Source organism: Glutamicibacter protophormiae, from assembly GCF_014647495.1.
GTDB lineage: Bacteria > Actinomycetota > Actinomycetes > Actinomycetales > Micrococcaceae > Glutamicibacter > Glutamicibacter protophormiae.
The window spans coordinates 17,184-44,032 of the sequence record NZ_BMPH01000006.1 but is presented as its reverse complement, the minus strand read 5'-3'; the positions used below and the strand labels follow the sequence as shown (position 1 = coordinate 44,032).

At 66.9% G+C, this 26,849-nt stretch carries 24 protein-coding genes; 3 read left to right on the top strand and 21 right to left on the bottom strand.

All coding sequences use genetic code 11. The features are described from left to right. Window positions 1–47: 47 nt before the first annotated feature. The 16 genes from IEY43_RS08680 to IEY43_RS08605 all read right to left on the bottom strand — a co-directional run bounded on the left by IEY43_RS08680 (window position 48) and on the right by IEY43_RS08605 (window position 18,878). On the bottom strand, window positions 48–776 hold the full coding sequence (locus IEY43_RS08680) for a polyprenol monophosphomannose synthase (RefSeq protein ID WP_188948210.1): 729 nt from the start codon (window positions 774–776) through the stop codon (window positions 48–50). 397 nt (window positions 777–1,173) lie between these two features. Further along, entirely contained in the window at window positions 1,174–2,781 is a 1,608-nt protein-coding gene (locus IEY43_RS08675) for an amidohydrolase (RefSeq protein ID WP_188948209.1), read from the bottom strand. A gap of 69 nt (window positions 2,782–2,850) precedes the next feature. Next, complete coding sequence (locus tag IEY43_RS08670; protein ID WP_188948208.1) at window positions 2,851–5,643, bottom strand: DEAD/DEAH box helicase; 2,793 nt, start codon at window positions 5,641–5,643, stop codon at window positions 2,851–2,853. A 78-nt stretch (window positions 5,644–5,721) separates the two neighbouring features. Next, on the bottom strand, window positions 5,722–6,588 hold the full coding sequence (tatC, locus tag IEY43_RS08665; protein ID WP_229777335.1) for a twin-arginine translocase subunit TatC: 867 nt from the start codon (window positions 6,586–6,588) through the stop codon (window positions 5,722–5,724). A 9-nt stretch (window positions 6,589–6,597) separates the two neighbouring features. Then, window positions 6,598–6,813: a Sec-independent protein translocase subunit TatA gene (gene tatA / locus IEY43_RS08660; RefSeq protein ID WP_047119106.1), complete on the bottom strand. Its 216-nt coding sequence runs from the start codon at window positions 6,811–6,813 to the stop codon at window positions 6,598–6,600. 32 nt (window positions 6,814–6,845) lie between these two features. Then, complete coding sequence (locus tag IEY43_RS08655; protein WP_188948207.1) at window positions 6,846–7,205, bottom strand: hypothetical protein; 360 nt, start codon at window positions 7,203–7,205, stop codon at window positions 6,846–6,848. Then, complete coding sequence (locus IEY43_RS08650) at window positions 7,206–9,209, bottom strand: helix-turn-helix transcriptional regulator (protein ID WP_188948206.1); 2,004 nt, start codon at window positions 9,207–9,209, stop codon at window positions 7,206–7,208. 99 nt (window positions 9,210–9,308) lie between these two features. Then, entirely contained in the window at window positions 9,309–9,704 is a 396-nt protein-coding gene (locus IEY43_RS08645) for an FKBP-type peptidyl-prolyl cis-trans isomerase (protein WP_188948205.1), read from the bottom strand. A gap of 37 nt (window positions 9,705–9,741) precedes the next feature. After that, window positions 9,742–10,674, bottom strand: coding sequence for an FKBP-type peptidyl-prolyl cis-trans isomerase (locus tag IEY43_RS08640; protein ID WP_188948204.1), 933 nt, complete (start codon window positions 10,672–10,674; stop codon window positions 9,742–9,744). A gap of 119 nt (window positions 10,675–10,793) precedes the next feature. Continuing rightward, a complete protein-coding gene (gene pafA, locus IEY43_RS08635) occupies window positions 10,794–12,167 on the bottom strand; it encodes a Pup--protein ligase (protein WP_188948203.1) in 1,374 nt (457 codons plus the stop codon). Window positions 12,168–12,234: 67 nt separating this feature from the next. Beyond that, on the bottom strand, window positions 12,235–12,417 hold the full coding sequence (locus tag IEY43_RS08630; protein WP_188948202.1) for a ubiquitin-like protein Pup: 183 nt from the start codon (window positions 12,415–12,417) through the stop codon (window positions 12,235–12,237). Window positions 12,418–12,487: 70 nt separating this feature from the next. Then, window positions 12,488–14,101, bottom strand: a complete 1,614-nt coding sequence (dop, locus tag IEY43_RS08625) for a depupylase/deamidase Dop (protein WP_188948201.1) — start codon at window positions 14,099–14,101, stop codon at window positions 12,488–12,490. After that, window positions 14,098–15,732, bottom strand: a complete 1,635-nt coding sequence (gene arc / locus IEY43_RS08620; RefSeq protein WP_188948362.1) for a proteasome ATPase — start codon at window positions 15,730–15,732, stop codon at window positions 14,098–14,100. The genes dop and arc overlap by 4 nt, the downstream gene beginning before the upstream one ends. A gap of 199 nt (window positions 15,733–15,931) precedes the next feature. Next, the gene (locus IEY43_RS08615) at window positions 15,932–17,014 is read right to left on the bottom strand and encodes a tRNA (adenine-N1)-methyltransferase (RefSeq protein ID WP_188948200.1); all 1,083 of its coding nucleotides are present in this window, start codon (window positions 17,012–17,014) and stop codon (window positions 15,932–15,934) included. A 26-nt stretch (window positions 17,015–17,040) separates the two neighbouring features. Beyond that, window positions 17,041–18,168: a site-2 protease family protein gene (locus IEY43_RS08610; RefSeq protein WP_188948199.1), complete on the bottom strand. Its 1,128-nt coding sequence runs from the start codon at window positions 18,166–18,168 to the stop codon at window positions 17,041–17,043. Next, window positions 18,165–18,878: an HAD family hydrolase gene (locus IEY43_RS08605; protein WP_188948198.1), complete on the bottom strand. Its 714-nt coding sequence runs from the start codon at window positions 18,876–18,878 to the stop codon at window positions 18,165–18,167. Before IEY43_RS08605 ends, IEY43_RS08610 begins: the two co-directional genes overlap by 4 nt. Window positions 18,879–18,973: 95 nt before the next feature. On the opposite strand from IEY43_RS08605, the gene IEY43_RS08600 reads away from it, so the two are divergent. Then, on the top strand, window positions 18,974–19,882 hold the full coding sequence (locus IEY43_RS08600) for a proteasome assembly chaperone family protein (protein ID WP_188948197.1): 909 nt from the start codon (window positions 18,974–18,976) through the stop codon (window positions 19,880–19,882). Window positions 19,883–19,918: 36 nt separating this feature from the next. Here the strand turns inward: IEY43_RS08600 and mshC are convergent, their stop codons facing one another. The 3 genes from mshC to IEY43_RS08585 form a co-directional block, all read right to left on the bottom strand. Beyond that, complete coding sequence (gene mshC, locus IEY43_RS08595; RefSeq protein ID WP_188948196.1) at window positions 19,919–21,184, bottom strand: cysteine--1-D-myo-inosityl 2-amino-2-deoxy-alpha-D-glucopyranoside ligase; 1,266 nt, start codon at window positions 21,182–21,184, stop codon at window positions 19,919–19,921. 126 nt (window positions 21,185–21,310) lie between these two features. Beyond that, a complete protein-coding gene (locus IEY43_RS08590; RefSeq protein ID WP_188948195.1) occupies window positions 21,311–22,135 on the bottom strand; it encodes an undecaprenyl-diphosphate phosphatase in 825 nt (274 codons plus the stop codon). A gap of 79 nt (window positions 22,136–22,214) precedes the next feature. After that, complete coding sequence (locus tag IEY43_RS08585) at window positions 22,215–22,424, bottom strand: hypothetical protein (protein ID WP_047119094.1); 210 nt, start codon at window positions 22,422–22,424, stop codon at window positions 22,215–22,217. Between the two features lie 44 nt (window positions 22,425–22,468). Between IEY43_RS08585 and IEY43_RS08580 the strand changes: the two genes are divergently transcribed. Continuing rightward, the gene (locus IEY43_RS08580; RefSeq protein ID WP_188948194.1) at window positions 22,469–22,708 is read left to right on the top strand and encodes a DUF5703 family protein; all 240 of its coding nucleotides are present in this window, start codon (window positions 22,469–22,471) and stop codon (window positions 22,706–22,708) included. Between the two features lie 63 nt (window positions 22,709–22,771). Beyond that, on the top strand, window positions 22,772–24,217 hold the full coding sequence (locus IEY43_RS08575) for an HNH endonuclease (RefSeq protein WP_188948193.1): 1,446 nt from the start codon (window positions 22,772–22,774) through the stop codon (window positions 24,215–24,217). A 66-nt stretch (window positions 24,218–24,283) separates the two neighbouring features. Here IEY43_RS08575 and IEY43_RS08570 read toward each other — a convergent pair whose 3' ends face one another. Then, on the bottom strand, window positions 24,284–25,423 hold the full coding sequence (locus IEY43_RS08570) for an acyl-CoA dehydrogenase family protein (RefSeq protein WP_188948192.1): 1,140 nt from the start codon (window positions 25,421–25,423) through the stop codon (window positions 24,284–24,286). Between the two features lie 41 nt (window positions 25,424–25,464). After that, entirely contained in the window at window positions 25,465–26,781 is a 1,317-nt protein-coding gene (locus IEY43_RS08565) for a M20/M25/M40 family metallo-hydrolase (protein ID WP_188948191.1), read from the bottom strand. Between the last annotated feature and the right edge of the window lie 68 nt (window positions 26,782–26,849).

Genomic DNA, 26,849 nt, shown 5'->3' with positions numbered 1-26,849 from the left:
CGAAGTCTGGGCTTCGCGGACGCCGCGAGTGGTTTGTTGGGCAGACGCTACTTGCGCGAGGTCAGCTTCTTCCAGCGGGCTCCCAGGCCCCAGCGGGTCACGTTCCACATGGCTTCGAAAACGATGTTGCCGCTCATCTTCGAAGCGCCCAATTCGCGTTCCACGAAGGTCACCGGAACTTCGACGATGCGCTTGCGCATCATGGCGACGCGGAAGGTCATGTCGACCTGGAATCCGTAGCCGCGCGACTCGACCGCATCGAAGTCGATTTCCTCCAGGGTCTGGCGCTTGAAGGCCCGGTAGCCGGCGGTGATGTCGCGCAGCGGCAAGCCGAGCATGGTGCGGGAGTAGAAGGAGCCGCCGCGGGAGATGATCTTGCGCAGCAGCGGCCAGTTCACGACCTCGCCGCCCTTGACCCAGCGCGAGCCGATCACCAGGTCTGCTCCGGCGGCGCTGGCCTCCAGCAGGCGCGGAAGCTGCTCGGGCATGTGCGAGCCATCGGCGTCCATTTCGACCAACACGTCGTAGTCGCGGGCCAGGGCCCACTCGAACCCGGCGATGTACGCGGCGCCCAGGCCATCTTTGCCGGTGCGGTGCAGCACGTGGATATTGCTGTCCTCGGCGGCCATCTTGTCGGCCAATTCGCCGGTGCCGTCGGGCGAGTTGTCGTCGACGATCAGTACGTCCGAGTCAGGAACGGCAGTCCGGAGCCTTCCGACCGTCAGCGGGAGGGATTCCAGTTCGTTGTAGGTCGGAATGATCGTAATGACGCGCACTCGGCGGCACCTTTCTAGGTTAACGGCTGCAATGAGCCCTCGCGGGGCATGGGGGTATGCCCGGAATACTGCGTTATGAGGGCTGATCCAAATTCAAAGTATACTCACCCGGCACAGCGGGCATCGCCCCAGACACAGGAAAACGCAACGATCCCCAGTGACTTCGGCCCTATTTCACAGGTTGGAAAACTCGGGAAATGTTATCTAAGGTCACCGGGGATCGCTATTCAAATTGCGTCGTTTCGAATACAAAGCTGGGTGCATCACGAAGAGGCGCTTAGTACAGCCTAATGGGTGACCCACCCAGCCTGTCAACCAACTGGTGACCACAATCTTCGTCCAATATCTTCAAGTCAGACAAGATGTTGCGAATTTTTTCGGACACCGGTGCCGCGGCTTAAAGGGAGGCTCCCGCCGCTGCTTCCAACTGGTCGAACAGGATCCGCCCGGCGCGCACGGTGCGCAGGCAGGCGGGGATCTGCTCGTCGACGACCGGGAGCATCGGGGTGCCGGCGCGGGCGTCGGTGCTCCAGGAGCTGATGCGCACGTCCGGGGTCTGCACGGCCAGTTCCGAGGCGCTCCACACGGCGAAGGTCGCCGGGGCGCCGATGACCAGCTGGCCGGCCAGCGGGTTGCTCTCCCCCATCGCGCGGTAGGTCGAGCGGGTTTGGGCCAGGAAGGCGGCGCGGGCGGAGATGCGGGCGTCGGCATCCGCCATGTTCATCGCCGCGCGCACGATCTTCCAGCCGTCCACCTCGGTGACCGGGGCGTCGGAGCCGAGCACCAGCGGCACGCCGGAGGACAGCATCGCGGAGAGGTTGTTCATGCCCTGCGCGCGCTCCCCCAGGCGGGCGGCGTACATGCCGTTCTCGCCGGCCCAGGCGGCGTCGAAGCCCGGCTGCATGGAGACCATGATCGAATACTGCAGCAGGCGCTGGCGGGCCGCCTCGTCCACCATCTCGGCGTGCTCGATGCGGTGTCGGCACATCTGCAGCTTGGCGGTGCCGATGCGACCGGCGGCCAGGTCGAAGGCGTCCAACAGCGTGTCCAGCGCGCCGTCGCCGATCACGTGGAAAGCGGCTTGGATGCCGCGCTGGCTGCAGGCGACCAGATGCTCCGCGATCTGTTCGCGGCTCAGGTACAGGTTGCCGCGGGTGCCCGGCGCATCGGCGTAGTCTTCGCGCAGGTAGGCAGTGTGGCTGCCCAGCGAGCCGTCGACCCGCAGATCGCCGCCCAGGCCGAGCACGCGGCCGGCCGGGAAGCTGGACATCAGCTCGTCGGCGCGCCCGGCGTCGGAGACCAGTTCGCCCCAGAAGGCGTAGACCTGCGGAAGCTCTGCATGATCCAGCGACAGCAGCTCATCCAGCACGGCACGGCCTTCAAGCTGCGGGGCTGCCATTTCCACCACGGTGGCGAAGCCGCGCGAGGCGTAGTGCTCCAGGGCCAGACGCTGGTAGTCCGCCTCCGCCGCGGTGCCGGCCAAGGCCTCGCGCACCGCGTCGTGTTCGGCGCCGCGCACCACGCCGGAGGCGATGTCGCCCAGTTCCAGCTCATCGAGCAGCTTCCGGTTCACCAGGGCGCTGTGCACATCGCGGCGCACCAGGTAGTAGCCGCGTCCGCCGGCGGCGGAGGTCAGCTCCGCCTCGCCGGGCAGTTCAGGCTGGGCCCAGGAGGAGTTGTCCCAGCCCTGGGCCAGCACCAGCGAGGCCGAAGCGCGGGCGCGTTCGGAGACCAGGGCTAGCAGCGCGGCGGCGCTGTCGGCGGTGCCCAGGTCGGCGCCGGCCAGGGTGCGGCCCAGTGCGGCCAGGTGGGTGTGGGACTCCACGAAGGCGGGGGTGATCAGCGCGCCGTACAGGTCGACGACCTCGTCCGCGTGCTCCGCGTGGCGGTCGGCAGCCTCCTCACCGCCGATCCAGGCCACGGTGTCGCCGTCCACAACCATCGAGGTCGCGAACGGGTCCGCGGCCGAATACACCGAACCGTTGCGGTACAGGATTTTTGCCATGTGCTAACTTCCTTTTCATTCCACGCCGCCGGGGCGAGCCCGGCGCGAATAAACTCTGCGGGTGCGGCGCTAGTCCAGCACGTTCGAATAGGCGACGACGCCGCGCTTGATGCTGTCCACTGCCTGGTAGGCTCCGCGCACCAGCTGCGGGGGCAGGTCGGTGTTCTTCGCGAACTGGTCCAGGGTGTCGATGACCTGCTTGGCCCAGCGCACGAAGTCGCCCGGGGCCAGATCCGTGCCGCGCAGCGCGCTGTTCAGGCTGGAGCCGCGCGCCCACTTGTACATCGGCCAGATCAGGCCGGATTCCGGAGGGGCGGTGGGGTTCAGGCCCAGGGCTTCCTCGGCATCGGAGAGCGGACCCCAGATGTTGATGGTCTGGGTGAAGATGTCGGCGATCTTCTCGGTGGGCATTTTCGGGTCGGGCCGGTCGTAGTCGCGCCGTCCCTGGTAGACCAGGAAGGCGACCACGGCGCACAGCTCCTCGGGCTTGAGCCCGGTCAGCTTGCCGGTTTCCAGCACCTGGCTGGTGAGCAGGTCGCGTTCGCCGTAGATACGGCGCAGGCGCCGACCGGAGTCCGTGATGCTGAAGTCCTCCCCGTCCTCGCTGGGCAGCAGGTAGCCGAACTGCTCCAGGACCTTGCAGACCTTGTCGAACTGGGTGGCGATGGTGTTGGTGCGGCCGCGGATGTTGCGCCGGGCCTTCTCCGTGTCCTTCTTCAGCTTCCAGTAGCGGTCGGCCCAGCGCATGTGGTCATCGCGCTCGGAGCAGGCGTGGCACGGGTGGTCGCGCAGCTGCAGCCGCAGCTTCTCGATCTCGCGCTCGAAGGAGTCCGCACCCTCGAAGTCGAAGCTCTGCGCGTCCTGGCGCGGCGGACGGTGGTCGTAGATCGCGTTGCGCAACGACGAAGCCAGGTCGCGCCGCTCCTTCGGGCTCTTTCCGGTGAAACCCTTGGGGATCCGGATGCGCGAGACGATTTGCAGCGGACCGTTCAGGTCCTCGGCCGACAGCCGGCGCAGCTGGCCCTCCTCGGTCAGCACGGTATGCCGCGGGTTGTACATCGCCTCGTCCAGGGCGACGACCACGGCGCGGCCGAAGCGACGCCCTCCAGGCAGGTCCACCACGTCGCCGCGGATAACCGCCTGCAGCGAGCGTTCGGCGGCCGAACGGCGCTCATGCCGGCGCGACTTCGCCGCGGTCTTCTCCAGCGCCGCCAGCTCCCGCTGCAGCTTCAGGTACTCGGTGAAGTCGCCCAGGTGGCATTCCATGGACTTGGCGTAGCCGGCCAGCGACTCCTCCCTGGAACGCACCTGCCGGGCCATGCCCACCACGGAGCGGTCGGCCTGGTACTGGGCGAAGGAGCTTTCCAGGATCTGGCGGGTCTGCTCGAGGCCGAACTGCGCCAAGAGGTTCGTGGACATGTTGTAGGTCGGGCGGAACGAGGAGTTCAGCGGGTAGGTGCGGCGCGAGGCCAGACCGGCCAGCGCTTCGGGTTCCATGTCAGGGTTCCACAGCACGATGGAGTGGCCCTCCACGTCGATGCCGCGGCGTCCCGCGCGCCCGGTGAGCTGGGTGTATTCACCCGAGGAGATCTGCACGTGCGATTCGCCGTTGAACTTGACCAGTTTCTCCAGCACCACCGAACGGGCCGGCATGTTCACGCCCAGGGCCAGGGTTTCGGTGGCGAACACGACCTTGACCAGGTTGCGCGCAAACAGGTCCTCGACGATTTCCTTGAAGATCGGCAGCAGCCCGGCATGGTGGGAGGCGAAGCCGCGGACCAGCCCGTCGCGCCAGCTCCAGAATTCCAGCACGTCCAGGTCCTCGTTGGGGATCCTGCAGGCCACCTCGTCCAGCGCCTGTGCGATCTGCGCGGCTTCTTCGTTGGTGGTCAGGCGGAGATCCGCCATGGCGCACTGCTGCACGGCCATGTCGCAGCCCTTGCGGGAGAAAATAAAGAAGATCGCCGGCAGCAGCCCGGCGCGGTCGAGCCTGGCGATGACCGAAGAGCGGGAGACGCGCTGGCTGAGCCCGGGGGCGCGCTGCGGCCCGCGTGGAGCACCGCGGCCCCGTCCGCGCTGCACGCGGCCGCCGGGGCTGTGGCTGTGGCTGCGTACGAGCTTGCGCAGCTCCGGATTCACGCTGGCCTTGATGTCGCCCTCGGCGACCTTGTCGAAGGCGACGTCCTCGGCGAACAGGTCCACCAGGTTCGGGCCGACCATGACGTGCTGGAACAGCGGCACCGGCCGCACTTCGGAGACGATGATGTCGGTGTCCCCGCGCACGGTATCCAGCCAACCGCCGAATTCCTCGGCATTGGAGACCGTGGCGGACAGCGAGATGATCTGCACGTTGGAGGGAAGGTGGATGATCACTTCTTCCCAGACCGCGCCGCGGAACTTGTCCGCGAGGTAGTGGACCTCGTCCATGATGACGTAGCCCAGCCCGTCCAGCGTCTGCGAATCCGCGTACAGCATGTTGCGCAGCACCTCGGTGGTCATCACCACGATCTGCGCCTCGGAATTGATGGAGGTGTCGCCGGTGAGCAGCCCCACCTGCTCCGGGCCGTAGACCTTGACCAGCTCGGTGAACTTCTGGTTGCTCAGCGCCTTGATGGGGGTGGTGTAGAAGGCCTTGCGGTTTTCGGCCATGGCCTGGAAGATCGCGAACTCCCCCACCACCGTCTTGCCGGCTCCGGTCGGAGCGGCCACCAGGACGCCGTGGCCCTCGGCCACCTTGCGGCAGGCTTCGGCCTGGAACGGGTCCAGGTCGAAGGAAAGGGTTGCCCGGAAGTCCGGCAGGCTGGTGCCGAATTCGACCTGGCGCGCCTTGGAATTCGCGTAGCGTTCCGCAGGGGAAGTCACAGGTGGCCGTTCACTTTCTGGACGCGGTGTCAGCCGCTATCCGAACACACAAGGTGGTGGTGGGCGCCGCAGCGGCGGCTACAGCTGGGAGTTCGGTTCCTCGATGGTGCTTGGCGCGTCGATATCCGACATGGCGCCGGAGGCAAGCCGTTCGTTCTCCGCATCCTGGATCCGCTGCTTCTTGGCGCGTTTCTTGTCATTGATGAAGCAGAACAAGGTGGCTGCGGCAAAGGTGATGAACAGGGGTCCGGCCAGCGCGAACATCGTGATCGCGTCGCCGCCCGGGGCCGCCATCGCGGCAACCAGGGCGATCAGGAACACGGTGATGCGCCAGTTCTTCAGGATCACCTTGGAGGACAGCACCCCGACCATGTTCAGTCCGACCATGAGCACCGGCACCAGCATGGCCAGGCCGAAGGCCAGCAGCAGCCTGAAGACGAAGGGCAGGTAGTTGTCGACGGTGACCAGGATCTCGGAGTTCTCCGGGGTCAGCCCGATGAAGAAGTGCAGCGCGAAAGGCAGGATGAAGTACGCCATGGCCACGCCGAACAGGAACAGCGGCACCGCGACGCCGGCGAAGGCCATCGACATGCGGCGCTCTTTTTTCTTCAGCCCCGGGACGATGAAAGCCCAGATCTGGTAGATCCAGACCGGCGAGGAAACCACCAGGCCGACGAACAACGCGACCTTGATCATGATGTCGAACGGCGACATGACGGCCGTGAAATTGACCGATCCGCCCGCGGCGTTCACGGGTGCGATGATCAGCGCAAGCAGCTGGTCGTAGAGGAAGAAACCGGCGATGGTGCCAAGCGCCAGGGCAATCAGCGACTTGAACAGCCGGTTGCGAGCCTCGACGAGATGCTCCTTGAGAGACATCCGCCCTTCGTCGTTTTTTGCCCGCTTTTTCTTGGTCCGCGGGGTCTTCTTTGCGTTAGTTCCCACTGAAAAGGTCTACGAGTTGTTCTTTTCGTTGGGATTCGAGTCATTGACGGTTCCGTCAATGGTCTCCGATTTAGGGTCGTCGTCCTTCATCTGGCGGACTTCCGACTTGAAAATGCGCAGCGACTGGCCCATTGAACGCGCCAGTCCTGGAAGCTTCGGTGCTCCGAAAAGCAGCAGAGCCAAAACGATAATGATGACCAAGTGCCATCCCTGCAAGCCACCCATGTGGATTCCCTTCTCTCAACTTCAAGTCTACGTTAGAACAGGCCCAAGTCCTGCATGTTCTGCGCTTGTCCGCGCTCGGTGCGACGCGCCACGCGGCGGACCCGCCGCGCTTCGATGCGTTCGGCCTTGCCCTTGCGCACGAGATTTTTGATTTTCCGCGGATCGGCGTGGGTCGCCTCGGTGCCGTGCGGATAGCGGCGGCCCGCCGGGGCGTAGTCGACGACGGTGCCGGGCTTGGCGAATTCGGCGCTCAGCTGCTCGGAGGCCTCCCCCAGCGTGTCGAACACCTTCATGCCCTGCCGGAACAGCCGGAAGCCGGCCAGCACCGCGCAGAGCAGGGTTGCCAGGACGAGGACCGTCCACAGCAAGGTCCAGAACCACCAAGGGAGCATTTATTTATCCTCATACATCCGGATAGCTTCGTCCAACCATTCACGCACGCGTTCACGCGTAGCGTCGGGAGAGATCACTGCAATCTTACCGCCGTGACGTGCCACCAGCGGCGCGGGCACCAGATCGTAAGAGATCCGCACCTTGGCCAGGTAGCCGCTGCCGATCTTCGAGCTGGACCATTCCGTGGGCTGGAAGGACTCCACCGCCGGCAGCTCCTCGTCGTCCACGTAGAGCACCGCCTGCAGGTCCTCGGCCGAACCGCGGTAGCGCATGTCCAGTTCCTCGTCGTCGCGGTGGCGCGGCCCCCGTTCGAAGACCTCGCCGGTGGCCTTGGCATCCAGGATGCGGTCCACGCGGAAGGTCAACAGGTCTTCGCGGGTGCGGCACCAGGCGCGCAGGTATTGGGTCGCGCCGTCCTCCACCAGCCGCACCGGCTCCACCTCCCGGCGCTGGTGGGCCTGCGAGTGGGCTGAATAGTAGTCGATGGACAGCACCTGGGAGCCGAGCACTGCGTCCACCAGCTGGGAGGGGATGTCGTGTTCGCGCACCTGGGACAGGGCGAAGCCCAGCGAGCCGTTCCAGCCTTCGAAACGGGCCACGGCGGCGTTGATCTTGTGCAGCGCGGACTCCAGCACCTCGCGATGCTCGAACTTGGGGATGCTGGCCAGCGCGTTCAGCCCGCCGAGCACGGCGACGGCCTCCAGCGGCGCGAGCTTCTGCGGTTCGGCCAGCAGCGCGGCGTTGGAGATGGTGACGGTATCAGCCTCCAAATCGCCGTCGTTGACGTTGATCAGCTCGTCGTGCTGGCCTCCGGGAACACCGCACATCATGATCATCGCCAGTTCCTCGCGGACCTTGTCCACCGGCATCTGGTAGCGCTCGGCGAGCTCCTGGACCTGGACCACCCCGTGGGAGACCACGTACTGGATCATGTCGATGTTGCGCAGCACCTGGGACGCGGTGGTCCCGCGTCCGGTGGCGCGCTGCGGCCGGAAGGACGCGGCATGCATCCTGGGGTCAGCGGCCAGCTGGGCCTGGGCGTCGCGGGCCGCGCGCAGCGTGGCAGCGACCTGATCGGCCAGCGGCGCCGGTTCGAGCACCTTGACCGCCGGGCCGTAGGCGGCCAGTTCTGCGGCGAAGGATTCGGGGTCGGCGTAGGCGATGCGCAAAGGGTTCTGGATGGAGGCGCCGTTCAGGGCGCGCACGCGCAGCGGGGTGGCCGCGTCGTCGCGGATCTCCACGGTGGCCAGATGTCCGGGGTTGCGCAGGTCGAAGTCCAGCAGCACCTGGGACATGCTGAAGTCCGCCGGGCGCGGCCGGTAGCCGGCGCTGCTGGTGCCGCCGCGTCGGATGGTGGTCTTGAAGTTGCCCTTGACGCGCGAGAGGCGGAAGACCCGCTGGGCGTCGCGGGTGTGGTCGAAGCCGGTGAAGTACCAGTTGCCGAAGCGCTGTCCGATCCCCCACATGTCCACCTCGCGCGTCGATTCGACGTTGCCGGCGGTGACGTAGCTGAATTTGACGGTTTTGCGGTTGAACACGGCCAGGGCGCATTCGCGGAAGTTCGGCGCGTCCAGCGAGAGCCGCGGCAGCAGCGAGCCGGCGAATGGCGCGACCGGGGCGGGGACGCTGGAGCCGGTGATCCGCGCGGCTGCTTTCAGGCCCAGGGCCTGCAGCTTCGAATCCTTCCACAGGCTCGCGGCCAGGGAGATCATCGCCGATTCGGCCGGGGTGAAGGCGACCTCGGGCAGGAACCAGTCGCTGGTGTCGATGCCGTAGCGGGTCTCGCCGTCGACCTCTTCAGCGATCAGGCGCAGGCCGAAGTCGTTGCGGATTTCCTCGCGCAGCCGTTCCACGGATTTTTCGCGGGCGGCGTCGCTTCCCTCAGGGGTGAGGTACTCCCCGATCATTGCGGTGGTGAATTTCCGCGGCGTGGTGGCCAACGCGTAGATGAGGCTGGTCAGGCGCTCAGCCTTGCTCGGTCCTGAAGATTGCTTTGTGCTCACGAGATAACCCTAGCGATTTTTGGTGCTGACCGCAGACTTTTAAGACAGCTGTGGCCCCGAAGAAGTCGGGGCCACGGCTTTTTGCGTCAAGCGGTCTGGCTACTTGGTGCCCATCAGGTCAACCACGAAGATCAGTGCTTCGTTCGGCGCGATGGCGCCCGGGGCGCCGCGTTCGCCGTAGGCCAGGTGCGAAGGGATCTCCAGGCGGCGGCGGCCGCCGACCTTCATGCCCAGCAGGCCCTGGTCCCAGCCCTGGATGACCATGCCGACGCCGACCGGGAAGTCGAGGGTCGATCCGCGGCCCCAGGAGGAGTCGAACTCCTCGCCGGTGGACCAGGCGACACCCACGTAGTGGGCCTGGACGGTGGTGCCGGGGGTGACCTCGGCGCCGGTGCCCTCGACCAGGTCGGTGATGACCAGTTCGGTAGGTGCGTCGGTGCCCGGGAAGTCGATTTCCGGCTTGGTGCGGTCGTAGTTGCGTTCTCCGAACGACATATTCACGGCCTTTCTATATTCGTTGTCCGGCTGGCTGTTAGCCGGCCGCGGCGGATACCTCGGTCAATTCTACGTAGAACACCAGGGTTCCGCTTGGCTTTCCAGCTGGGGCCGGGTCGCCGTAGGCCATGTCGCCCGGAACGGTCAGCATGACCTTGGAGCCGGCCTTCAGTCCGGTCAGACCCTGGGTCCAGCCCTTGATGACCTGGTTCAGGCCGAACTGGGTGGCCTCGGCGTCGAAGTTGCCGTCGAATTCCTTGCCGTCGGCGTAGGTGACGCCCAGGTACTTGGCCTTGACCGTGGAGGTCTCGGTGGCGGCTTCGCCCTTGGTGCCTTGCTCCAGCACGTCGACGACCAGGCCCTTGGGCGCCTCGACGTCCTTCGGGATGGCGATGGTCGGCTGCTTGTCCTTGAAGCTGACGGTCGGCAGCTTGCCTTCCTTCTTCAGCTTTGCGGTCTCCTCTTCGGAGAGCTTGGTGCTGGTCGGAGTGCTCTTCTCCACGGTCATCACGATGATCTGATTTGAACGTGTGCCCGGTTCCGGTGTCTTCGGTGTTCCGTTGGCATCCGTGGTTTCAATGGGAGAATAAGCGATCCAGTCACCGACGTGGCCGTCGATCAGCACGTCGTAGAGCGAGGGCATAATTTGCTTGAACTGGTCGTTCAGCACCATCGGCGCGGCCTGGCCGGTGAAGTTTTCATTAACCAGCTTGCCGTCAATGGTCTTGTAAATACCGGACTTCACCTGAATGGTGTCCTCCGGGTTAATCTCGGCTCCGTCACCCTTGACCACGTTGACCGCTTCGTCCTTCTCGGTCAGGAATGGGGCGTCGATGCTGACCTCGGGAGCGGTGCTGGCATCCTTGGCCGGGGTGACCTTGATGTCCGACAGGTCGCTGCCGGAGGACGAACCGCAGGCGGCCAGGGCGAGGATTGAAGCGGTGGCGGCTGCTGCCAAAACTTTGCGCACGAATCTACTTTCGTTCTTCTGTTAATTCAAAAAATTGCGTGGCGAACCTGGGTGTCAGCGGAATGCGCTTGCATCCAAGCCTAGTTCCGCTTGCTGTGAAAAGTCTTTCCGCCAGCTCACTACACCGGCTGGCTCATGATCCGGATCAGCTCGTCGACCTGCGGATTGGTGATCGCGAACGGGTCCTTGGCCAGCACGATGCCGCCGGAGCCTTCCTCGTATTTCATGTGCACCCAGTCGGCGCTGTAGCGCCGGCCGGTGGCGCGGGCAGCGCGGATGAACTTGGCGCGCAGCGCGGCGCGGGTGGTGGCCGGGGGGTTCACCACGGCGTCGCGGATCTGCTCGTCGGACACCACGGAGGTGGCCAGTCCGCGCTTCTTGAGCAGGTGGAACAACCCGCGGGCGGGATCGATGTCGTGGTAGGTCAGGTTCAGCTGGGCCAACCGGTGCGAGGAGAGCTCCAGGGAGTTCTTCTGCGCGTACCCGAGCAGCAGCTTGCGCTTGATGGCCCAGTCGATGTCGGTGTCGATGGTGGAGAAGTCCTGCGCCTCGATGGCGGTGAGCACCCGTTCCCACAGCTCGAGGATCTGCTCGACGCGGTCGTGGTGGGCGCCGTGGCGGGCCACGAATTCCTTCACCGCTTCGAAGAGCACCCACTGGATCTGCAGCGCGGTCGGCTCGTCCCCGCCCATCAGGCGCACGACGGTCTGGCCGGTGAAGTCGTGCGAGACCTGGCGGATGGAGCGGATGGGGTTCTCCAGGCGAAGGTCGTGGTAGATCTCCCCGGATTCGATCAGCCGCAGCACCAGGTCGGTGGCGCCGATCTTCAGCAGCTGGGTGGTTTCGCTCATCGTGGAGTCGCCCACGATCACGTGCAGCCGGCGGTGGTATTCCGCGTCGGCGTGCGGTTCGTCGCGGGTGTTGATGATCGGGCGGGAGCGGGTGGTCGCCGAGGAGACGCCCTCCCACATATGGTCAGCGCGCTGCGAGTACACGTACCGGGTCTCGTCGTCCACCTGCACCAGGTTGCCCGCGCCGCACAGCAGCTGCCGGGTGACCAGGAACGGGATGAGCATGTCGGCCAGGCGCTTGAACTCGATCTTGCGCGGGATCAGGTAGTTCTCGTGGCAGCCGTAGGAGTTCCCGGCCGAGTCCACGTTGTTCTTGAACATGAAGATCTTGCCCTCATGCCCTTCCTCGGCCAGGTGGTCCTCGGCCTGGTCGACCAAGTCCAGCATCAGCGCCTCGCCGGCCCGGTCGTGGGCGATCAGCTGCAGCAGCTGGTCGCACTCCGCGGTTGCGTACTCCGGGTGGGAACCCACGTCCAGGTACAGGCGCGAGCCGTTCTCCAGGAAGACGTTCGAGCTGCGGCCCCAGGCCACGATCGGACGGAACAGGTGCCTGGCGGCGTCTTCCGGGGTCAATCGGCGTCCGTCGGACGGCACGTAGTTGAGCCCGAACTCGGTCTCCAGGCCGAAGATTCTGCGATCCACTGAAAAAGTACTTCCCCTCAGCTGCGGCGCCGGCGGCGCCTATGGATGGTGGCTGCAGCCCGTGGGGCTACTGGCCGCCCTTCTGCACGAAGCCGCGGACGAATTCCTCGGCATTGGATTCCAGCACCGAGTCGATCTCATCGAGCAGGTCGTCCACGCCGGCGGACTGGCCGGTGGTGCTGACCTGGATCTGCTCGGCATGCTCCTGGGTCTCGTGCTGCTTGCGGGACGAAAAGCTTTCCTGCGTCATGGGCCTCTCCTTTGCTTCAAATGCGGCTGCCGTGAAATACGCACCGGCAGTGATTCTTATTCTGCTCGTTCTAGGCGCGCGGCGCCAACTTGTTGATGAACTCGTCGATCTCGAGGTTCGCGTCGAACAGCCGGCCCACGTCCTTGCGCGATCCGCCCAGCGGCTCGGAGAGGAACACGCGGTTCACCCTGCGGGCCCCGGGCACCGCGAAGGTCAGCGCATCCCAGTTCGCCGCGATGACGTAGGGGGCGTAGCGCTGCAGCGTCATGCCGCGCAGGTAGGCGCGGGTGTCCTCCGGCGGGGCGGCGACCGCCTGGTTGACCTGCTCCTGGGTGAACAGCGTCTGCATGGCCCCGCGCGCGGCGAGCCGGTAGTACAGGCCCTTGTCCTGGCGCAGGTCCGCCCACTGCAGGTCCATCAGCCCGATCCGCGGATCGTCCAGGCCCAGGCCGTGGCGGTCCGCGAAGGAGGTCACCAGCCGGTATTTGGCGATCCAGTCGACCTGGTCGGCGGCCAGCATCGGGTCGCGCTCCAGCAGGTCCAGGATTCCCTCCCAGCGCTGCAGGATCTCGGCGGTGTCCGCGTCCTCGATGCCGCGCTGCGCGCAGTAGGCCTGCGCGGCCCGCAGGTATTCGCGCTGGATCTCGATGGCCGTCAGGCGGCGCCCGCCGCGCAGCCGCACCGCGGTCTTCAGGCTCGGGTCGTGGCTGATCTGCTGCAGCGCCGCCACCGGGTCCTCCAGTTCAAGCTTCGGCGCCAGGCCGGCCTCGATGAGGCTGAGCACCAGGTTGGTGGTGCCCACCCGCAGCAGCGTGGAGACCTGCCCGAGGTTCGCGTCCCCGATGATCACGTGCAGCCGCCGGTACTTGTCCCAGACCGCGTGCGGCTCGTCGCGGGTGTTGATGATCGGGCGGTTGATGGTGGTTTCCAGCCCCACCTCCGCCTCGAAGAAATCCGCGCGCTGGGAGACCTGGAATTCGGCGCGTTCCCCGAGCATGCCACGGCCCACGCGGCCGGCCCCGCAGAAGATCTGCCGGCTGACGAAGAAGGGAGTGAGCCCGGCGACCAGGTCGGAGAATTCCACGGCGCGCGGCACCAGGTAGTTCTCATGCGCGCCGTAGGAGACCGACTTGTTGTCGGTGTTGTTCTTGTACAGCAGCAGCTGCCCGCCGCCCAGCGCCTGGGCCGAGGCCGCGGCCCGGCGCATGACCTCGTCGCCGGCCTGGTCCCAGAGCACCGCGGCGCGCGGGGAGGTGGATTCGGGGCTGGAGTACTCGGGGTGGGCGTGGTCCACGTAGAGCCTGGCCCCGTTGCCCAGCACCATGTTCATCACCACGTCGGTGGTGTCCTTCTCCTGGTACAGGGTCGAGCCGATGCGCGCGTCGTTGCCGGACAGCGCGATGGACTCGGCGGTCCAGATGCCCTCCTGCTGGGCCGGCTCCACGTCGGTGAGCTGGCTGGGGTGGGCGGCGGCGCGGTCCATGGCGAAGCCGCGCGCGTCCTGCAGCGGGGATTCGTCGGCGTAGTCCCAGCGCGCGCCTTGGACCCGCGCATCGCCCTGCGCCACCAGCTGGGCGTAGGAGTCGACGATCTGCGCGGAGAGCACCGTGGCGTTGGCCTTGGGCATGCCGGGGCGGATGATGCCGTATTCGGTTTCCAGCCCGACCAGGCGGCGGGCGCTCACTTGGCGGCCCGCTGGTTCACCAGCGAGCGGATGTTGCTGATCCGCTCCCCCTTGCGCCCGGAGATGCGGGCCCAGTCGTCCGGGTTGGTGGTGTTGGGCATGTCCTCGTGCTCGGCGAACTCCTCGCGCACCGCGCGCAGCAGGTACTCCATCTTCAGCCCGCGCTCGCCATCGGTGATCAGCGCCTTGATGGCGTGCTTCTTCGCGCGGTCCACGACGTTGTGGATCACCGCGCCGGAGGCGAAGTCCTTGAAGTAGAGGATCTCCGAATCGCCGGTCACGTAGGTGACCTCCAGGAACTCGTTGACCTGCGCGGTGGAGTACATGGCCTCCACCGTCCCGCGGATCATCCGATCGATGGTGGCCTGCGCGTCGGCGTCGGCGGCCAGCTCCGCGGCGTGGATCGGCAGCTGCGTGGTGAGGTACTTGCCGAAGATCTCCACCGCGCCGGCGGCGTCCGGCCGGCGGATCTTGATCTTCACGTCCAGCCGGCCGGGGCGCAGGATGGCCGGGTCGATCATGTCCTCGCGGTTCGAGGCGCCGATCACGATCACGTTGTCCAGGCGCTCCACCCCGTCGATCTCCGCGAGCAGCTGCGGCACGATGGTGGTTTCCACGTCGGAGGACACGCCGGTGCCGCGCGTGCGGAACAGCGATTCCATCTCGTCGAAGAACACCACCACCGGGTCGCCGTGCAGCGCCTTTTCGCGGGCGCGGGCGAAGATCAGCCGGATGTGGCGCTCGGTTTCCCCGACGTACTTGTCCAGCAGTTCCGGGCCCTTGATGTTCAGGAAGTAGCTGCGGGTGCTGCCCGCCCCGTTGCGCTCCGCGGCGCGCTGGGCCAGCGAATGCGCCACCGCCTTGGCGATCAGGGTCTTGCCGCAGCCCGGGGGGCCGTAGAGCAGGATGCCCTTCGGGGCGCTCAGCCCGTGCTCGCGGTAGAGCTCCGGGTGGGCGAAGGGCAGCTCGACGGAGTCCTGGATCGCCTCGATCTGCGAGTTCAGCCCGCCGATGTCCGAGTAGGCGATGTCCGGGACTTCCTCCAGCACCAGGGACTGCATGTCGGTCAGGTGCACGCGGCTCATGCCCAGGCCGGTGCGGGAGTCCACGGTGAGCTGGTCGCCCACCCGCAGGTGCTCCTCGCGCAGCGGCTGGGCCAGGGTGATCACGCGCTGGTCGTCGGCCCGGGCCATCACCACTGCCTGGTGGTCCTCCAGCAGCTCCTTGATGGTGACCAGCTCGCCGGTTTCCTCGTAGCCCAGCCCGGCGATGACCACCAGCGCCTCGTTGAGCAGCACCTGCTGGCCCACGTGCAGCTTCTCGAAGTCCAGCAGCGGGGAGACTGTCACGCGCAGCTTGCGCCCGGAGTACATCACGTCCACGGCCTGGATCGCGGTGGATTCGATGCCCAGCCCGGGCTCGGGATGCCGGCGCGGGTGCTTGGCGGTGATGGTGGCGTAGCTGAAGGGGGCGTCGCCGTCGCGCTCCAGGGCTGCCTTGAGGGTGATGATCTGCTCGCGCGTGGTTTCCAGCAGCGCGACCAGCCGCTGGTTGTTCCCGCCGATCCCGGCCAGCTGCTTGTCCAGCGCCCGGTTCTTGTCCCGCAGCACGTTGACCTGGCGTTCGGTCATCTGCAGGCGCTGCGCCAGTTGCTGCGCTTCGAGGTTTTCGCTCACAATACATCTCCCAACACTTGTTCCCGCCGCCCGCGGCCACCGGAGCGTGCGGCTACTTCCATCGTACGGACAACGGCCCCGGGGACAGCGCCCCCGGGGCCGCTGGATCACCATGTGAGATGAAGAATCTCAAATGGCGGACCGCCTGCCGCGGCTAGTCCTGCTCTGCGCCCTCGGCGTGGGCGGCCCGCACGCGCACCGACTGGTTCGCGTCGCGCGCGGCGCGGCGCAGCTTCTTGTCCGACAGCCCGCGCTCGCCCAGGGCCTGCGCGGTCCACTCGTTCTCGTCGTGGTCGCGGGTCCAGGCGCTCAAGTCCTCGTCCGAGTAGGAGTGCTCCTTGATGCGCTTGGCCTTCGGGATGCCGTCCGCGGCGTCGGCCAGCCGGCGGGTGGTGATCAGGAACGCGGTGTGCGCGACCATGCGGTGGTCCGGGCGCACGGCCAGCCCGTCCACGTGCCAGCCGCGCACCAGGGTCTCGAAGCATTCGGGCTCGGTGAACTGGCCGGATTCGCGGATGGCCTCCACCACGCGGGACATCTGGGTCACCGAGGAGACGTAGTTGGTCCACACCCCGCCGGGGGCCAGCACGGTGGCGACCGCGTCCAGGCACTCCCAGGGGCTGAGCATGTCCAGCACCACGCGGTCGATGCTGCCCGGCTCCTCCAGCTGGACCACGCGGTCCTGGAAGTCGCCGAGGGAGATCCGCCAGGCCGGGTGCTCCCCGCCGAAGACGGTGGAGATGTTGCCGCGGGCGATGTCCGCGAATTCCTCGCGGCGCTCAAAGGAGTGCAGGTAGCCCGCGTCCCCCACCGCGCGCAGCAGCGAGATGGACAGCGCGCCGGAGCCCACGCCGGCCTCGACCACGCGCGCGCCGGGGTAGATGTCGCCGAACTGCACGATCTGCGCGGCGTCCTTCGGGTAGACCACGGTGGCCCCGCGCGGCATGGACAGCACGAAGTCCTTGGCCAGCGGGCGCAGCGCCTGGTAGCGGAAGCCGTCGGCGTTCTCGATGACCGAGCCCTCGGGCAGGCCGATGATGTCCTCGTGCGGCAGCACGCCCTTGTGGGTGTGGAACTCCCCGCCGGGCTGCAGGGTGATGGTGTTGATGCGGCGCTTTTCATCGGTCAGCTGCACGCGGTCGCCCACGCGGAACGGGCCTCGGCGGGCGTCGGCTCCGTGCGGGGCGGCGGCGGGCTGGGGCTGCTCGGGAGTCTGGCTCACGGTGTCGTCCTTCATTGGTTGGTGCTTGGAAGCGTTGGGGGTTATTTCCTGCGGCCGGTGACCGCGTTGACGATGTCGGCCTGGTGCAGCAGGCCGACCACGACGCCGCGGTGGGAGATCACCGCGTATTCGGCCGTGGGCACGCTGGCCAGGTAGTCGATCAGCTCGCGGCCGTCGGAGTCCTCGGCCACCACGGCGCCTTCGCCCAGCGCCCGGGAGACTGCCAGCGCGGGGACCTGCGCGGCGTGCGCCGGGTCGACCCGGGACAGCGCCGCCTCGTCGACCACGCCCACGGGCATGCCGCGCGGGTCGACCAGGATGACCTGGCCGCCGCGCTGGGCCCGGCGCAGGTGCACGTCGGCGACCGTCGCGGCCGAGGCCATGGCGCTGGCCGGCTGCATCAGGTCGGAGGCGATGACGGTGGGCAGGTTCAGCATCAGCTTGGAGTGGCCGATCAGCGCGGTGGTCGCCTGCCACATGAACACGGCGACCATCAGCCCCACCACGGCGGTGATGATCTGCACCTCCTGGCCGCGCAGGAACGGGAAGACCACGAAGAAGAAGACCACCGCGGCGGCGATCGCCCGGCCCACCCAGGCCGAGGCGATGGTGCCCTTGTACTGCGATCCGGTCGCCTTCCAGACGATCGACTCGACCAGCCGGCCGCCGTCCAGCGGCAGGCCGGGCAGCGCGTTGAATGCGCCCAGCAGCAGGTTCGCGTACACGCCGAAGTCGAGCAGCAATTCCAGGTAGATGTTCAGCTCGGCCAGCTGGCCGATCCCCCAGCCCAGGCCCGCCAGCGCGAAGTTGGACAGCGGCCCGGCCAGCGCGACCCAGAGCGAGGCGCCGGGGCTGGCCTTGAAGGAGCCGAACTGGGTGTGCCCGCCCATCAGGGTCAGCACGATGTGCGCGTCGGGCCATTTGAAGGCGCGCGCCACCATGGCGTGGGCGACCTCGTGCACCAGCACCGCCAACGCGATCGCCACGGCGCAGGCGAAGCCCAGCAGGTAGGCGCCGGCCGCCGGGACCAGCGCGGTCTGCGAGAGCTGCACGCCCATCGAGACGGTGATCACCGCGGTGATGATGAACCAGGAGGAGGACAGGTAGACCGGCACGCCGCCGATCCGCCCGAGCTTGAGCCCCGGCGCCTTGTGCGTTTCTTCGCTCATGCGTTCACCTGGGCCAGCCAGGAAGTCATGGTCTGCAGGTCGACGCCCGCCAGCGAGTCCACCCGGCGCCAGGGCCCGGTGCCGGGATCGGTGGCATTGGGGATCAGCACCGCGTGCAGGCCGGCGGCGCTGGCGGCGGCGATGCCGGGGGCCGAGTCCTCCAGGCCGATGCAGCGGGCCGGGTCCAGCGGCGCGCCGGCCAGCTCGGAGAGCAGCCGCAGCCCGCGCAGGTAGGGCTCGGGGTGCGGCTTGCCCCGGGAGACTTCCTCCCCGGTCACGGTGGCCTGGAAGATGCCCGCGGGCAGCAGCGGCAGCAGCTCGTCCACGACGCTGCGCTCGGACATGGTCACCAGCGCCTGCGGCACCCCGGACGCGTGCAGCCCGGTGAGCAGTTCGAGGGCCCCGGGGCGCCACGGCATCCGCTCGCGGATCCCGGCCGCCACGCGGGCGCCGAGCTTATCGATGATCTCGCGCACGCCCAGCTGGACCCCGGCGGCCTGCAGCACCCGGGCTGCATCGGGCAGCGCGCTGCCGACCAGGGCATGGGCCTGTTCCTCGCTCCAGGTCCCGCCGTGGGCGGCCACCAGTTCCCCTTCGGCGGCGATCCAGTACGGCTCGGTGTCGATCAGGGTGCCGTCCATGTCCCACAGCACGGCGTGCGGGCCCTCGGGCGGCAGATTTGTGTCAAAGGCAAAACTGGTGCTTGGCATGAGTCCATTCTAGATGGAAGAGTGGGGCTAAGCCGTTGCGGCACCCCCGCAGCGGAAGCCCGAAACCTCACACGATAACGCCAAGGGAGTCCCGGTTGACCGAGCAATACCACGCGCCGACGCTCAACGGCTTCATCGCGCGCGGCGGCCATGAGCGCCGCCCGGCGGTGCTCGTCGCCGCCTTCGAAGGCTGGAACGACGCCGGCTCGGCCGCCAGCGATGCGGTGCGCCGCATCCTCGACACCAGCGCCCCGGAGCACGTGGCGACCATCGGTCTGGACGACTACTACGACTACCAGTTCACCCGGCCCACCTCGAAGCTGACCGAGCGCGGCCGCGAGGTGCAATGGCCGCAGACCGATATCTACCGCATCGCGCAGCCGGCGGCCGACGCGGACCTGGTGGTGGTTCTCGGGGTGGAGCCGACGTTCCGCTGGCAGGGATTCTGCGCCCAGATCCTGCAGTACGCGGCCGCGCAGAATGTGCGCGCCGCGTTGACCCTGGGCGCGCTGCTGGCCGACGTGCCGCACACGCGCCCGGTGCCGACCTCCATGTCCAGCGACGATCCGGGACTGCAGGAGCACTTCAACATCACCGCTTCGGGCTATTCCGGGCCCACCGGCATCCCCTCGGTGCTGGGCATCGAGCTGCAGCGCAGCGGGGTCCCGACGATGTCGCTGTGGGCGCAGCTGTCCCACTACGTGGCGCAGGCGCCCAGCCCGCGCGTCCAGCTGGCGCTGGTGGAACTGCTCGAAGAGCTGCTGCCGGCATCGATCCCGGCCCAGCAGCTGCGCGAGGATGCGGTGGCCTGGAAGCTGGGGGTGGACGAGCTGGCCGCCTCGGATCCGGACGTTTCCAAGTACGTGCAGCAGCTGGAGGAGGCCACCGACGCCAGCGAGCTGCCCGAGGCCAGCGGGGAGACCATCGCCCGCGAGTTCGAGCGCTACCTGCGCCGCCGCGGCCGCTACCGCACCGACGGCCAGGGGCCCGACTTCGAGATCTAGGATCACGAAAGCGGGCCCCGCAGCGGCGTCATTCGGCTACCTGAGCTTCAGGCCCAGCAGCGCATCCAGCCCGTCCACGACCAGCGACTCGCCCTCGCCGCTTCCTTCCGGCGCGGTGGCGGCCCACCGGTCGATGGCATCCAGCGCGGCCGGGGCGTTCAGGTCCTCGGCCATGCGCGCGCGGATGGCGGCCATCAGCGCGGTGGCCTCGGCCAGCCCGGTGCCGGCAAGGCGTGCGCGCCAGGCGGCGACGCGCGCGGCGGCCTGCTGAAGCAGCTGATCGGTCCAGAACCAGTCAGAACGGTAGTGCTGCGAGAGCAGCACGGCGCGGATGGCCACCGGCTCCACGCCGGAGGCGCGCAGCTTGGAGACCAGCACCAGGTTGCCCAGCGACTTGCTCATCTTCTCGCCGTCAAGGCCCACCATGCCGGTGTGCACGTAGGCCTGCGCCAGCGCCTTGCCGTCCACGGCCGCCGCGTGCGCCGCGGAGAATTCGTGGTGCGGGAAGATCAAGTCCGATCCGCCGCCCTGCACGGTGAACGGGGCGGGCAGCGTGCGCCGGGCGATCACCGAGCATTCGATGTGCCAGCCCGGGCGGCCCGCGCCCAGCTTGCCGCCGTCCCACGAGGGCTCGCCCGCGCGGGCGGCGCGCCACAGCAGCGGATCCAGCGCATCGCGCTTGCCGGCGCGGCCGGGGTCCCCGCCGCGTTCGGCGAAGAAGCCCAGCATGGTTTCGCGGTCGTAGCCCGAGACGGTGCCCAGCTTCCAGGCGTCGTTCTGCGCGGCGATCGAGTCGAAGTACACGTCGCCCTCCACGCCGTCGGCCCCGGCCGGCACGATGTAGGCCAGGTCCGCGTCCAGCAGCTGCTCGACCACCGGCACCAGCCAGTGGATCGATTCCACGGCGCCCACGTAGTGCTGCGGCGGGATCACGTTCAGCGCTTCCATGTCCCCGCGGAACAGCTCGATCTGCGAGGCGGCCAGCTCGCGCCAGTCCACCCCGGTGGCCTCGGCGCGCTCCAGCAGCGGGTCGTCCACGTCGGTGATGTTCTGCGTGTAGGTCACCGCGCGGCCTTGGTCCAGCCAGGTGCGGTGCAGCAGGTCGAAGGTGACGTAGGTGGCCGCATGCCCCATGTGGGTGGCGTCGTAGGGGGTGATGCCGCAGACATACAGGCTCGCCGGCTCGTTCGCCGTGGCCGCCTCCGCGGTGGCCCGGAGCGCACCGGATGAGGTGTCGAAGACCTCCAGGATCGGGGCCGAGCCCACGATGTGCGGTACTTCCGGGGATTTCCACGCGTGCACTGTTGTACATCCTTTCGCAGATGCGACGATTGAGTTCTTTAAGTCCAAGTCAAGCAGAGTTGGGTTTATTCCCGTTAACCGCGAAGTGTCCGTGAATCGCTTCACGGACACCTGCGGATCATGCGCCTACGGGTTGATCAGGCCCATTCCCAGCACGACGTACAGGCCCAGGCCCAGCAGGATGCGGTACCAGACGAAGACGCGGTAGGAGTGGGAGGAGACGAACTTCAGGAACCAGCCCACGATCAGGAAGCCGACCACGAAGGCCACCGCGGTGGCGAGGCCGGTCTGCGCCAGGGTGTAGACGCCGGGCTCGTCGAAGGACTTGACCAGCTTGTACAGGCCCGAGGCGAACACCGCGGGGATGGCCAGCAGGAACGAGTAGCGTGCGGCCGCTTCCCGGGTATACCCCATGAGCAGGCCCGCGGTGATGGTGCCGCCGGAGCGGGAGACGCCGGGGATCAGCGCCAGCGCCTGCGCGAAGCCGAAGAGGATGCCGTGCTTCGGCGTCAGCGTATCAAGGCTGCGCGTCTGGCGGCCGTAGTGGTCCGCGATGGCCAGGATCAGGCCGAAGACCACCAGCGTGGTCGCCACGATCCACAGCGAACGGAAGTTGGTGTCGATGTAGTCTTCCAGCAGCAGGCCGAGCACCGCGATCGGGATCGAGCCGACGATGATCAGCCAACCCATCTTCGCGTCCGGGTCCGAATGCGGGATCTTCCCCGCCAACGCCTTGCCCCAGGCGCCGATGATCCGCACGATGTCACGCCAGAAGAAAACGACCACGGCGGTCTCCGTGCCCAGCTGGGTGATCGCGGTAAAGGCCGCGCCGGGATCCTGGGCGTTGGGGAGGATCTCGCCGACGATACGCAGGTGGGCTGAGGACGAGATCGGGAGGAACTCTGTCAGGCCCTGGATGAGTCCAAGGAAAGCTGCTTCAAACCAATTCACCCCTCGACATTACTTCACCCGCCCGGTGCGCAGCGCACTGGAAACACCTGCGCGGGCAAAATTCATACCGTGGTCGTGCTCACTGGTCATCCGAAGGTATCGTGAATGGCAAAAGTTCGGAATACTGTTCATACAGCGCATCTTCGTAGTCTTCGAAGGCATCGGCGAGCGACCCGAAAGCCGTATCGATCGCGGCATCGGCCGATCCCCTGCTTTGGGAGACCACGGCCAGGTGTTGCTCCAAATGCGCGATGAGCGCCTGCAGTGCGTAGCTCGGATCAGTACTCATGGCATCACGCTACAACGCAATCATCCTTTCCGATAGGGGGTTCGATGCTTCAGGAAGTCATTAAGGCGCCGTTGCACCAGGAAAACGATTCTCGCTACGAGTACATGGTGATCACCGCTTTTCCCGGCGAGTCCAAGCATGTCGCTCGCGCAGCGCTGCGCGAGCATGCTGACAACGGCAAGTGGGAGCTGATGCGCACCTGCCGCTACGAGGGCGGCGCCTACAAGTACTGGCTGCGCCGGCGGGTCATGAGAGTCCAGAGCACGCTGTCTCCGCTGCCATAGATTCCATGGCATCGCAGCCACAAAACCCTGTTCTCCTGGCGCAAACAGGCGTAAAATGGATATATGTTCGAAGATCTAGATGTGTCTCGAAACTACTTCGAAGAACTGCCGCCCGAGGGGTGGAGCTTCGAAGGCGCACCGCGCCTTGACCCCTTCGACGCCGCGTTCATCAACCAAGCCCTGGATTCAACCAAAGCCTCGGACTGCATCACGGTCATCGAACAAGCCGAACGGCAGCAGGCTTTCTGGTCTTCCGTTCAGGCCCGCGCCGCGGCACGCATCGATTCGCTCACCGGCTGCACCCCGGAGGACCATCCCGTCGACCAGGAGCGCGGCACCGCTCATATGGTGGCGATCGCCCGGCGTCGCTCGCAAAGCGGATCCATCGCCTATCTGCACTGCATGCGCAATCTCATTCCAGACATGCCATACCTGTTTTCGCGCTTCGAGGCCGGGGACCTCAGCGAGTCGCTGGTCCTTGCGATCATGGGCCCCCTTGACGACCTGCCCTCCGACGAACGCCGGATTTTCGACCGCATGTACGCCCACGCACCATCGCTTTTCGATTCCATGTCGACCAAGGCAGCTCGCGACTTCGCCCAGAAATACGTCGATACCAACCACAGCGAAGAGCAAACCCTGCGCATGGAGAAGAAGGCTCGCGACCGTTTTGTGCATATTCGGCCCGGCAAGGACTGCATGCTGGTCAACGCGCGCCTTCCCATCGAAGTGGGGCTGGCGCTGAAAAATGACCTGGAGTCCAAGGCCATGGCCGCCAAGTCCGCGGGTGACCAGCGGACCCTTGAGCAATTGCGGGCCGACGCGCTGGTCGGCACCGCCACCGGGGCTCCGCTTGACCGGCCATTGCCGGTGAAACTCCACATCAACCTCGTCATGACCGACAAGTCGCTCCTGCTGGGTGAGAACCAGCTGGCCGGCATCATCGGCTACGGAAGCATTCCCGCCGAATACGCCCGCCGCTTGGCCATTGCCTGGCAGGCAGCCGGCCCCGATTCACCGGAAGAAGTGCTGGATCTGTTCAGGCGCCGCGTCGAGGCCCTGCCGATGCTCCGCCGGCTGTTCCTGGAACCCAACGGCCAGGATCTGGTCGCCATGGATTCGAAGGAACGCCTCTTCAAGGGGCAGCTGCGCCAGATGATTCTGCTCAGGGACCCGTTCTGCCGCACCCCGCACTGCAACAACACGCCAAGCCATGTCGACCACGTCATGCAACATGCCAAAGGCGGCCAGACCGACTATTCAAATGCATCGGGCCGCTGTCCTGCCTGCAACCTCGCCAAGGAGACACCGGGCTGGGAAGAAGAAGTGGTCAGCGAGGCCCCGCACAAGATCCGTATCAGGCCCACCTCCGGGGTCGAATACGCCTCCACCAGCCCCACACTGGTTGGTCTGGTGCGGTTGGAGCAGCTCATAGGCGGCGACGGGCCTTTCATCCCTCCGGTTCCGGTGAAGAAACCGCCCGGACGCAGGAAAACCGCATCCAAGTAGCACCGAAGACTGAACAGACAGGCAGCAAGCCGGCCGTTTCCGCGCCGTTGTGCTGCCTGTCGCGCGTCATGACTCCAGCGGCCCGACCAGCCAGCTGGCCACGGTGTTCGCCGCGGATGCCGCATTCGACGGGTGGTACCAGCTGGCCTGCACGTCGCGATACAGCCTCTCGAATTCGCTGCCCCGGAAATACGCCCCGCCGCCAAGCAATTGGCCGGCGCCCTGGACGTTTTCCCGGGCTGTCTGCCCGGCCAGGGTCCGCAACGTGACCAGCTTCGGGAACCAGGCCGCACCGTGGTCGACGCCGGATTCCAGGTCTCCGGCCACGGAACGCTGCAGCGCGTCGAGGGCCAGCAGGCGCATCGCTGCGTCGGCCAGGATTCCCCGGGCCCGCACGTCCTGCGAGTACTTCACGCCGTCATGGTGCACCCGCTGGCCCAGCGAATCCGTGGCAAGCTCCACCGCGCGCTCGGCGATGCCGACATACACGCTGGCGGTCAGCGTCAGGAAGGACGCGAAAATGCCGAAGACCAGCAGATCGGGATTCGGTCCTGCCGGCAGCCGCGAGTGCACCCAGGCCTCGGGAGCGGTGGCGGAGTCCAGTTTGGTGGTGTGCGACTGGCTCGCGCGCATGCCCAGGGTGTCCCAGTCCCCGAGCGAACGCACCCCGGCCCCGCGCTCGACGAAAGCGTGGACCAGCTCGCCGGAAACGGTGTCCTTCCCGAAAATCCCCAGGCGCGTGAACGCCGGCGAGAGCGAAGTGAAGATCTTGGTCCCGGTAAAGGACACCGACCCGTCGGAATGGGTCACCGCGCTGGTCTTGGAGTCGAAGAGCACCGCGTCGTTGCCCGGCTCCGAAATGCCGAACGCCATGACCTCGCCCTTGGCCACCCAATCGATCACCATGTCCAGGCGGCGGTCGCCGCGGGCCGCCAGCAGGTGGGCCACCCCGGCCCAGACCTGGTGCATGTTCACCGCCAGCGCGGTGGCCGGCGCGGCCGAGGCCAGCCGCCGCTGCGCCAGGGCCAGCTGCTGGAAATCCCAGCCGAGTCCGCCGCGTTCGACCGGTACCAGTGCGCGCAGGTATCCTGCCGCGGCCAGTTCCTGGAAGTCCTCCGCCGCGAAGCTGTTCTCCCTGTCGTAGTCGGCCGCCCGCCGGCGGAAACGCTCAAGCAGCTCGTCGCTGAGCACGGTTTCAATGGACAAGGTTTTCCTCCTGTGAATCCGGTGGTCTGGAATTCTGTGTATCAGTAGCTGCGCAGCAGGCCTTCGAGCACCCGCACGCCGAACTTGACCGAGTCGACCGGAACCCGTTCATCGACCCCGTGGAACATGCCCGTGAAATCGAGATCGGCAGGAAGCTGCAAGGGCGCGAACCCGTAGCCGGTGATTCCGAGTGTCGCCAGCCACTTGTTGTCCGTCCCGCCGGACAGCATGTACGGAAGCACTACCGCCTCGGGGTCTTCCGCCAGCAGCGATTCGACCATGGAATCCACCAGCGACCCGGCGAACGGGACTTCCAGCGAATCCTGCTCGTGCACCATGGACAGCTCGACGTGCTCGCCGGCGAGCTCCCTGATTTTCGCCACCGCCTGTTCGTGCTCCTCGGGCAGGGTGCGGCAGTCGACCAGGGCTTCGGCATGGCCGGGAATCACGTTGTGCTTGTAGCCCGCGTCCAGGGCCGAGGGGTTGGCGGTGTTCTGCAGCGTCGCGCCGACGAACCGCGAGACGTTGCCCATGGCTTCCAGCAGCGGGGCCGGGTCCTCCTCGTTGAACTCCAGGCCCGCCAGCTCGGCGACGTTCTCCAGCAGCGCCCGGGTGGTTTTCGTGTACGACAACGGCCACTGGTGGCCGCCGATGCGCGAGACCGCGTCGGCCAGGCGCGTCACCGGGTTCTCGGTGTTGATCTGCGAGCCGTGCCCTGCCGTCCCGTGCGCGGTGAGCTTCAGCCAGGCGATGCCCTTCTCGGCGGTCTGCAGCATGTAGGCCCGGCGTCCGTTGATCTCCACGGAGAAGCCGCCGACCTCGCTGATGGCTTCGGCGGCGCCCTCGAACAGCTCCGGATGGTTCTGGACCATCCAGCCGGCCCCGTAGTCGCCGCCGGCTTCCTCGTCGGCGAAGAACGCGATGACCAGGTCCCGCCGCGGGACGATGCGCTGCCGGCACAGGTGGCGGACGGCGGCGATGATCATCGCGTCCATGTTCTTCATGTCCACCGCGCCGCGGCCCCAGATCATGCCGTCGATGACCTCGGCGCCGAAGGGGTCCACGCTCCAGTCCTCGGCGATGGCCGGGACCACGTCCAGATGCCCGTGCACGACCAGCGCCGGAAGCGAAGCGTCAGCACCCTCGATCCGCACCACGACGTTCGCGCGCCCGGGCGCGGACTCGTAGATCCGGGGCTTCAGCCCGACCTCTTCGAGCAGCGCGACGACGTAGCGCGCCGCCTCCAGTTCGCCGGCACCCTTGTTGCCGCCGTAGTTCGTGGTGTCGATCCGGATCAGGCTGCGGCAGAAGTCGACCGCTTCCTCCTCCATGAGTTCTACAGCTGCAGGCTTCGGCATGGAAGGCCTTCCTCTCGCGAACGGGTGCTTGTGGGTTCAACACTAATGCGCAAAACGAATCCCGCAAC

Coding starts and splice junctions, on each gene's coding strand:
- IEY43_RS08675 (WP_188948209.1), bottom strand. CDS start 2,781: ATGGCAAAAATCCTGTACCGCAACGGTTCGGTGTATTCGGCCGCGGAC.
- tatA (WP_047119106.1), bottom strand. CDS start 6,813: ATGGGTGGCTTGCAGGGATGGCACTTGGTCATCATTATCGTTTTGGCT.
- IEY43_RS08655 (WP_188948207.1), bottom strand. CDS start 7,205: ATGCTCCCTTGGTGGTTCTGGACCTTGCTGTGGACGGTCCTCGTCCTG.
- IEY43_RS08645 (WP_188948205.1), bottom strand. CDS start 9,704: ATGTCGTTCGGAGAACGCAACTACGACCGCACCAAGCCGGAAATCGAC.
- IEY43_RS08630 (WP_188948202.1), bottom strand. CDS start 12,417: ATGACGCAGGAAAGCTTTTCGTCCCGCAAGCAGCACGAGACCCAGGAG.
- arc (WP_188948362.1), bottom strand. CDS start 15,732: ATGACCGAACGCCAGGTCAACGTGCTGCGGGACAAGAACCGGGCGCTG.
- IEY43_RS08615 (WP_188948200.1), bottom strand. CDS start 17,014: ATGAAGGACGACACCGTGAGCCAGACTCCCGAGCAGCCCCAGCCCGCC.
- IEY43_RS08610 (WP_188948199.1), bottom strand. CDS start 18,168: ATGAGCGAAGAAACGCACAAGGCGCCGGGGCTCAAGCTCGGGCGGATC.
- IEY43_RS08605 (WP_188948198.1), bottom strand. CDS start 18,878: ATGCCAAGCACCAGTTTTGCCTTTGACACAAATCTGCCGCCCGAGGGC.
- IEY43_RS08585 (WP_047119094.1), bottom strand. CDS start 22,424: ATGAGTACTGATCCGAGCTACGCACTGCAGGCGCTCATCGCGCATTTG.
- IEY43_RS08580 (WP_188948194.1), top strand. CDS start 22,469: ATGCTTCAGGAAGTCATTAAGGCGCCGTTGCACCAGGAAAACGATTCT.
- IEY43_RS08575 (WP_188948193.1), top strand. CDS start 22,772: ATGTTCGAAGATCTAGATGTGTCTCGAAACTACTTCGAAGAACTGCCG.
- IEY43_RS08565 (WP_188948191.1), bottom strand. CDS start 26,781: ATGCCGAAGCCTGCAGCTGTAGAACTCATGGAGGAGGAAGCGGTCGAC.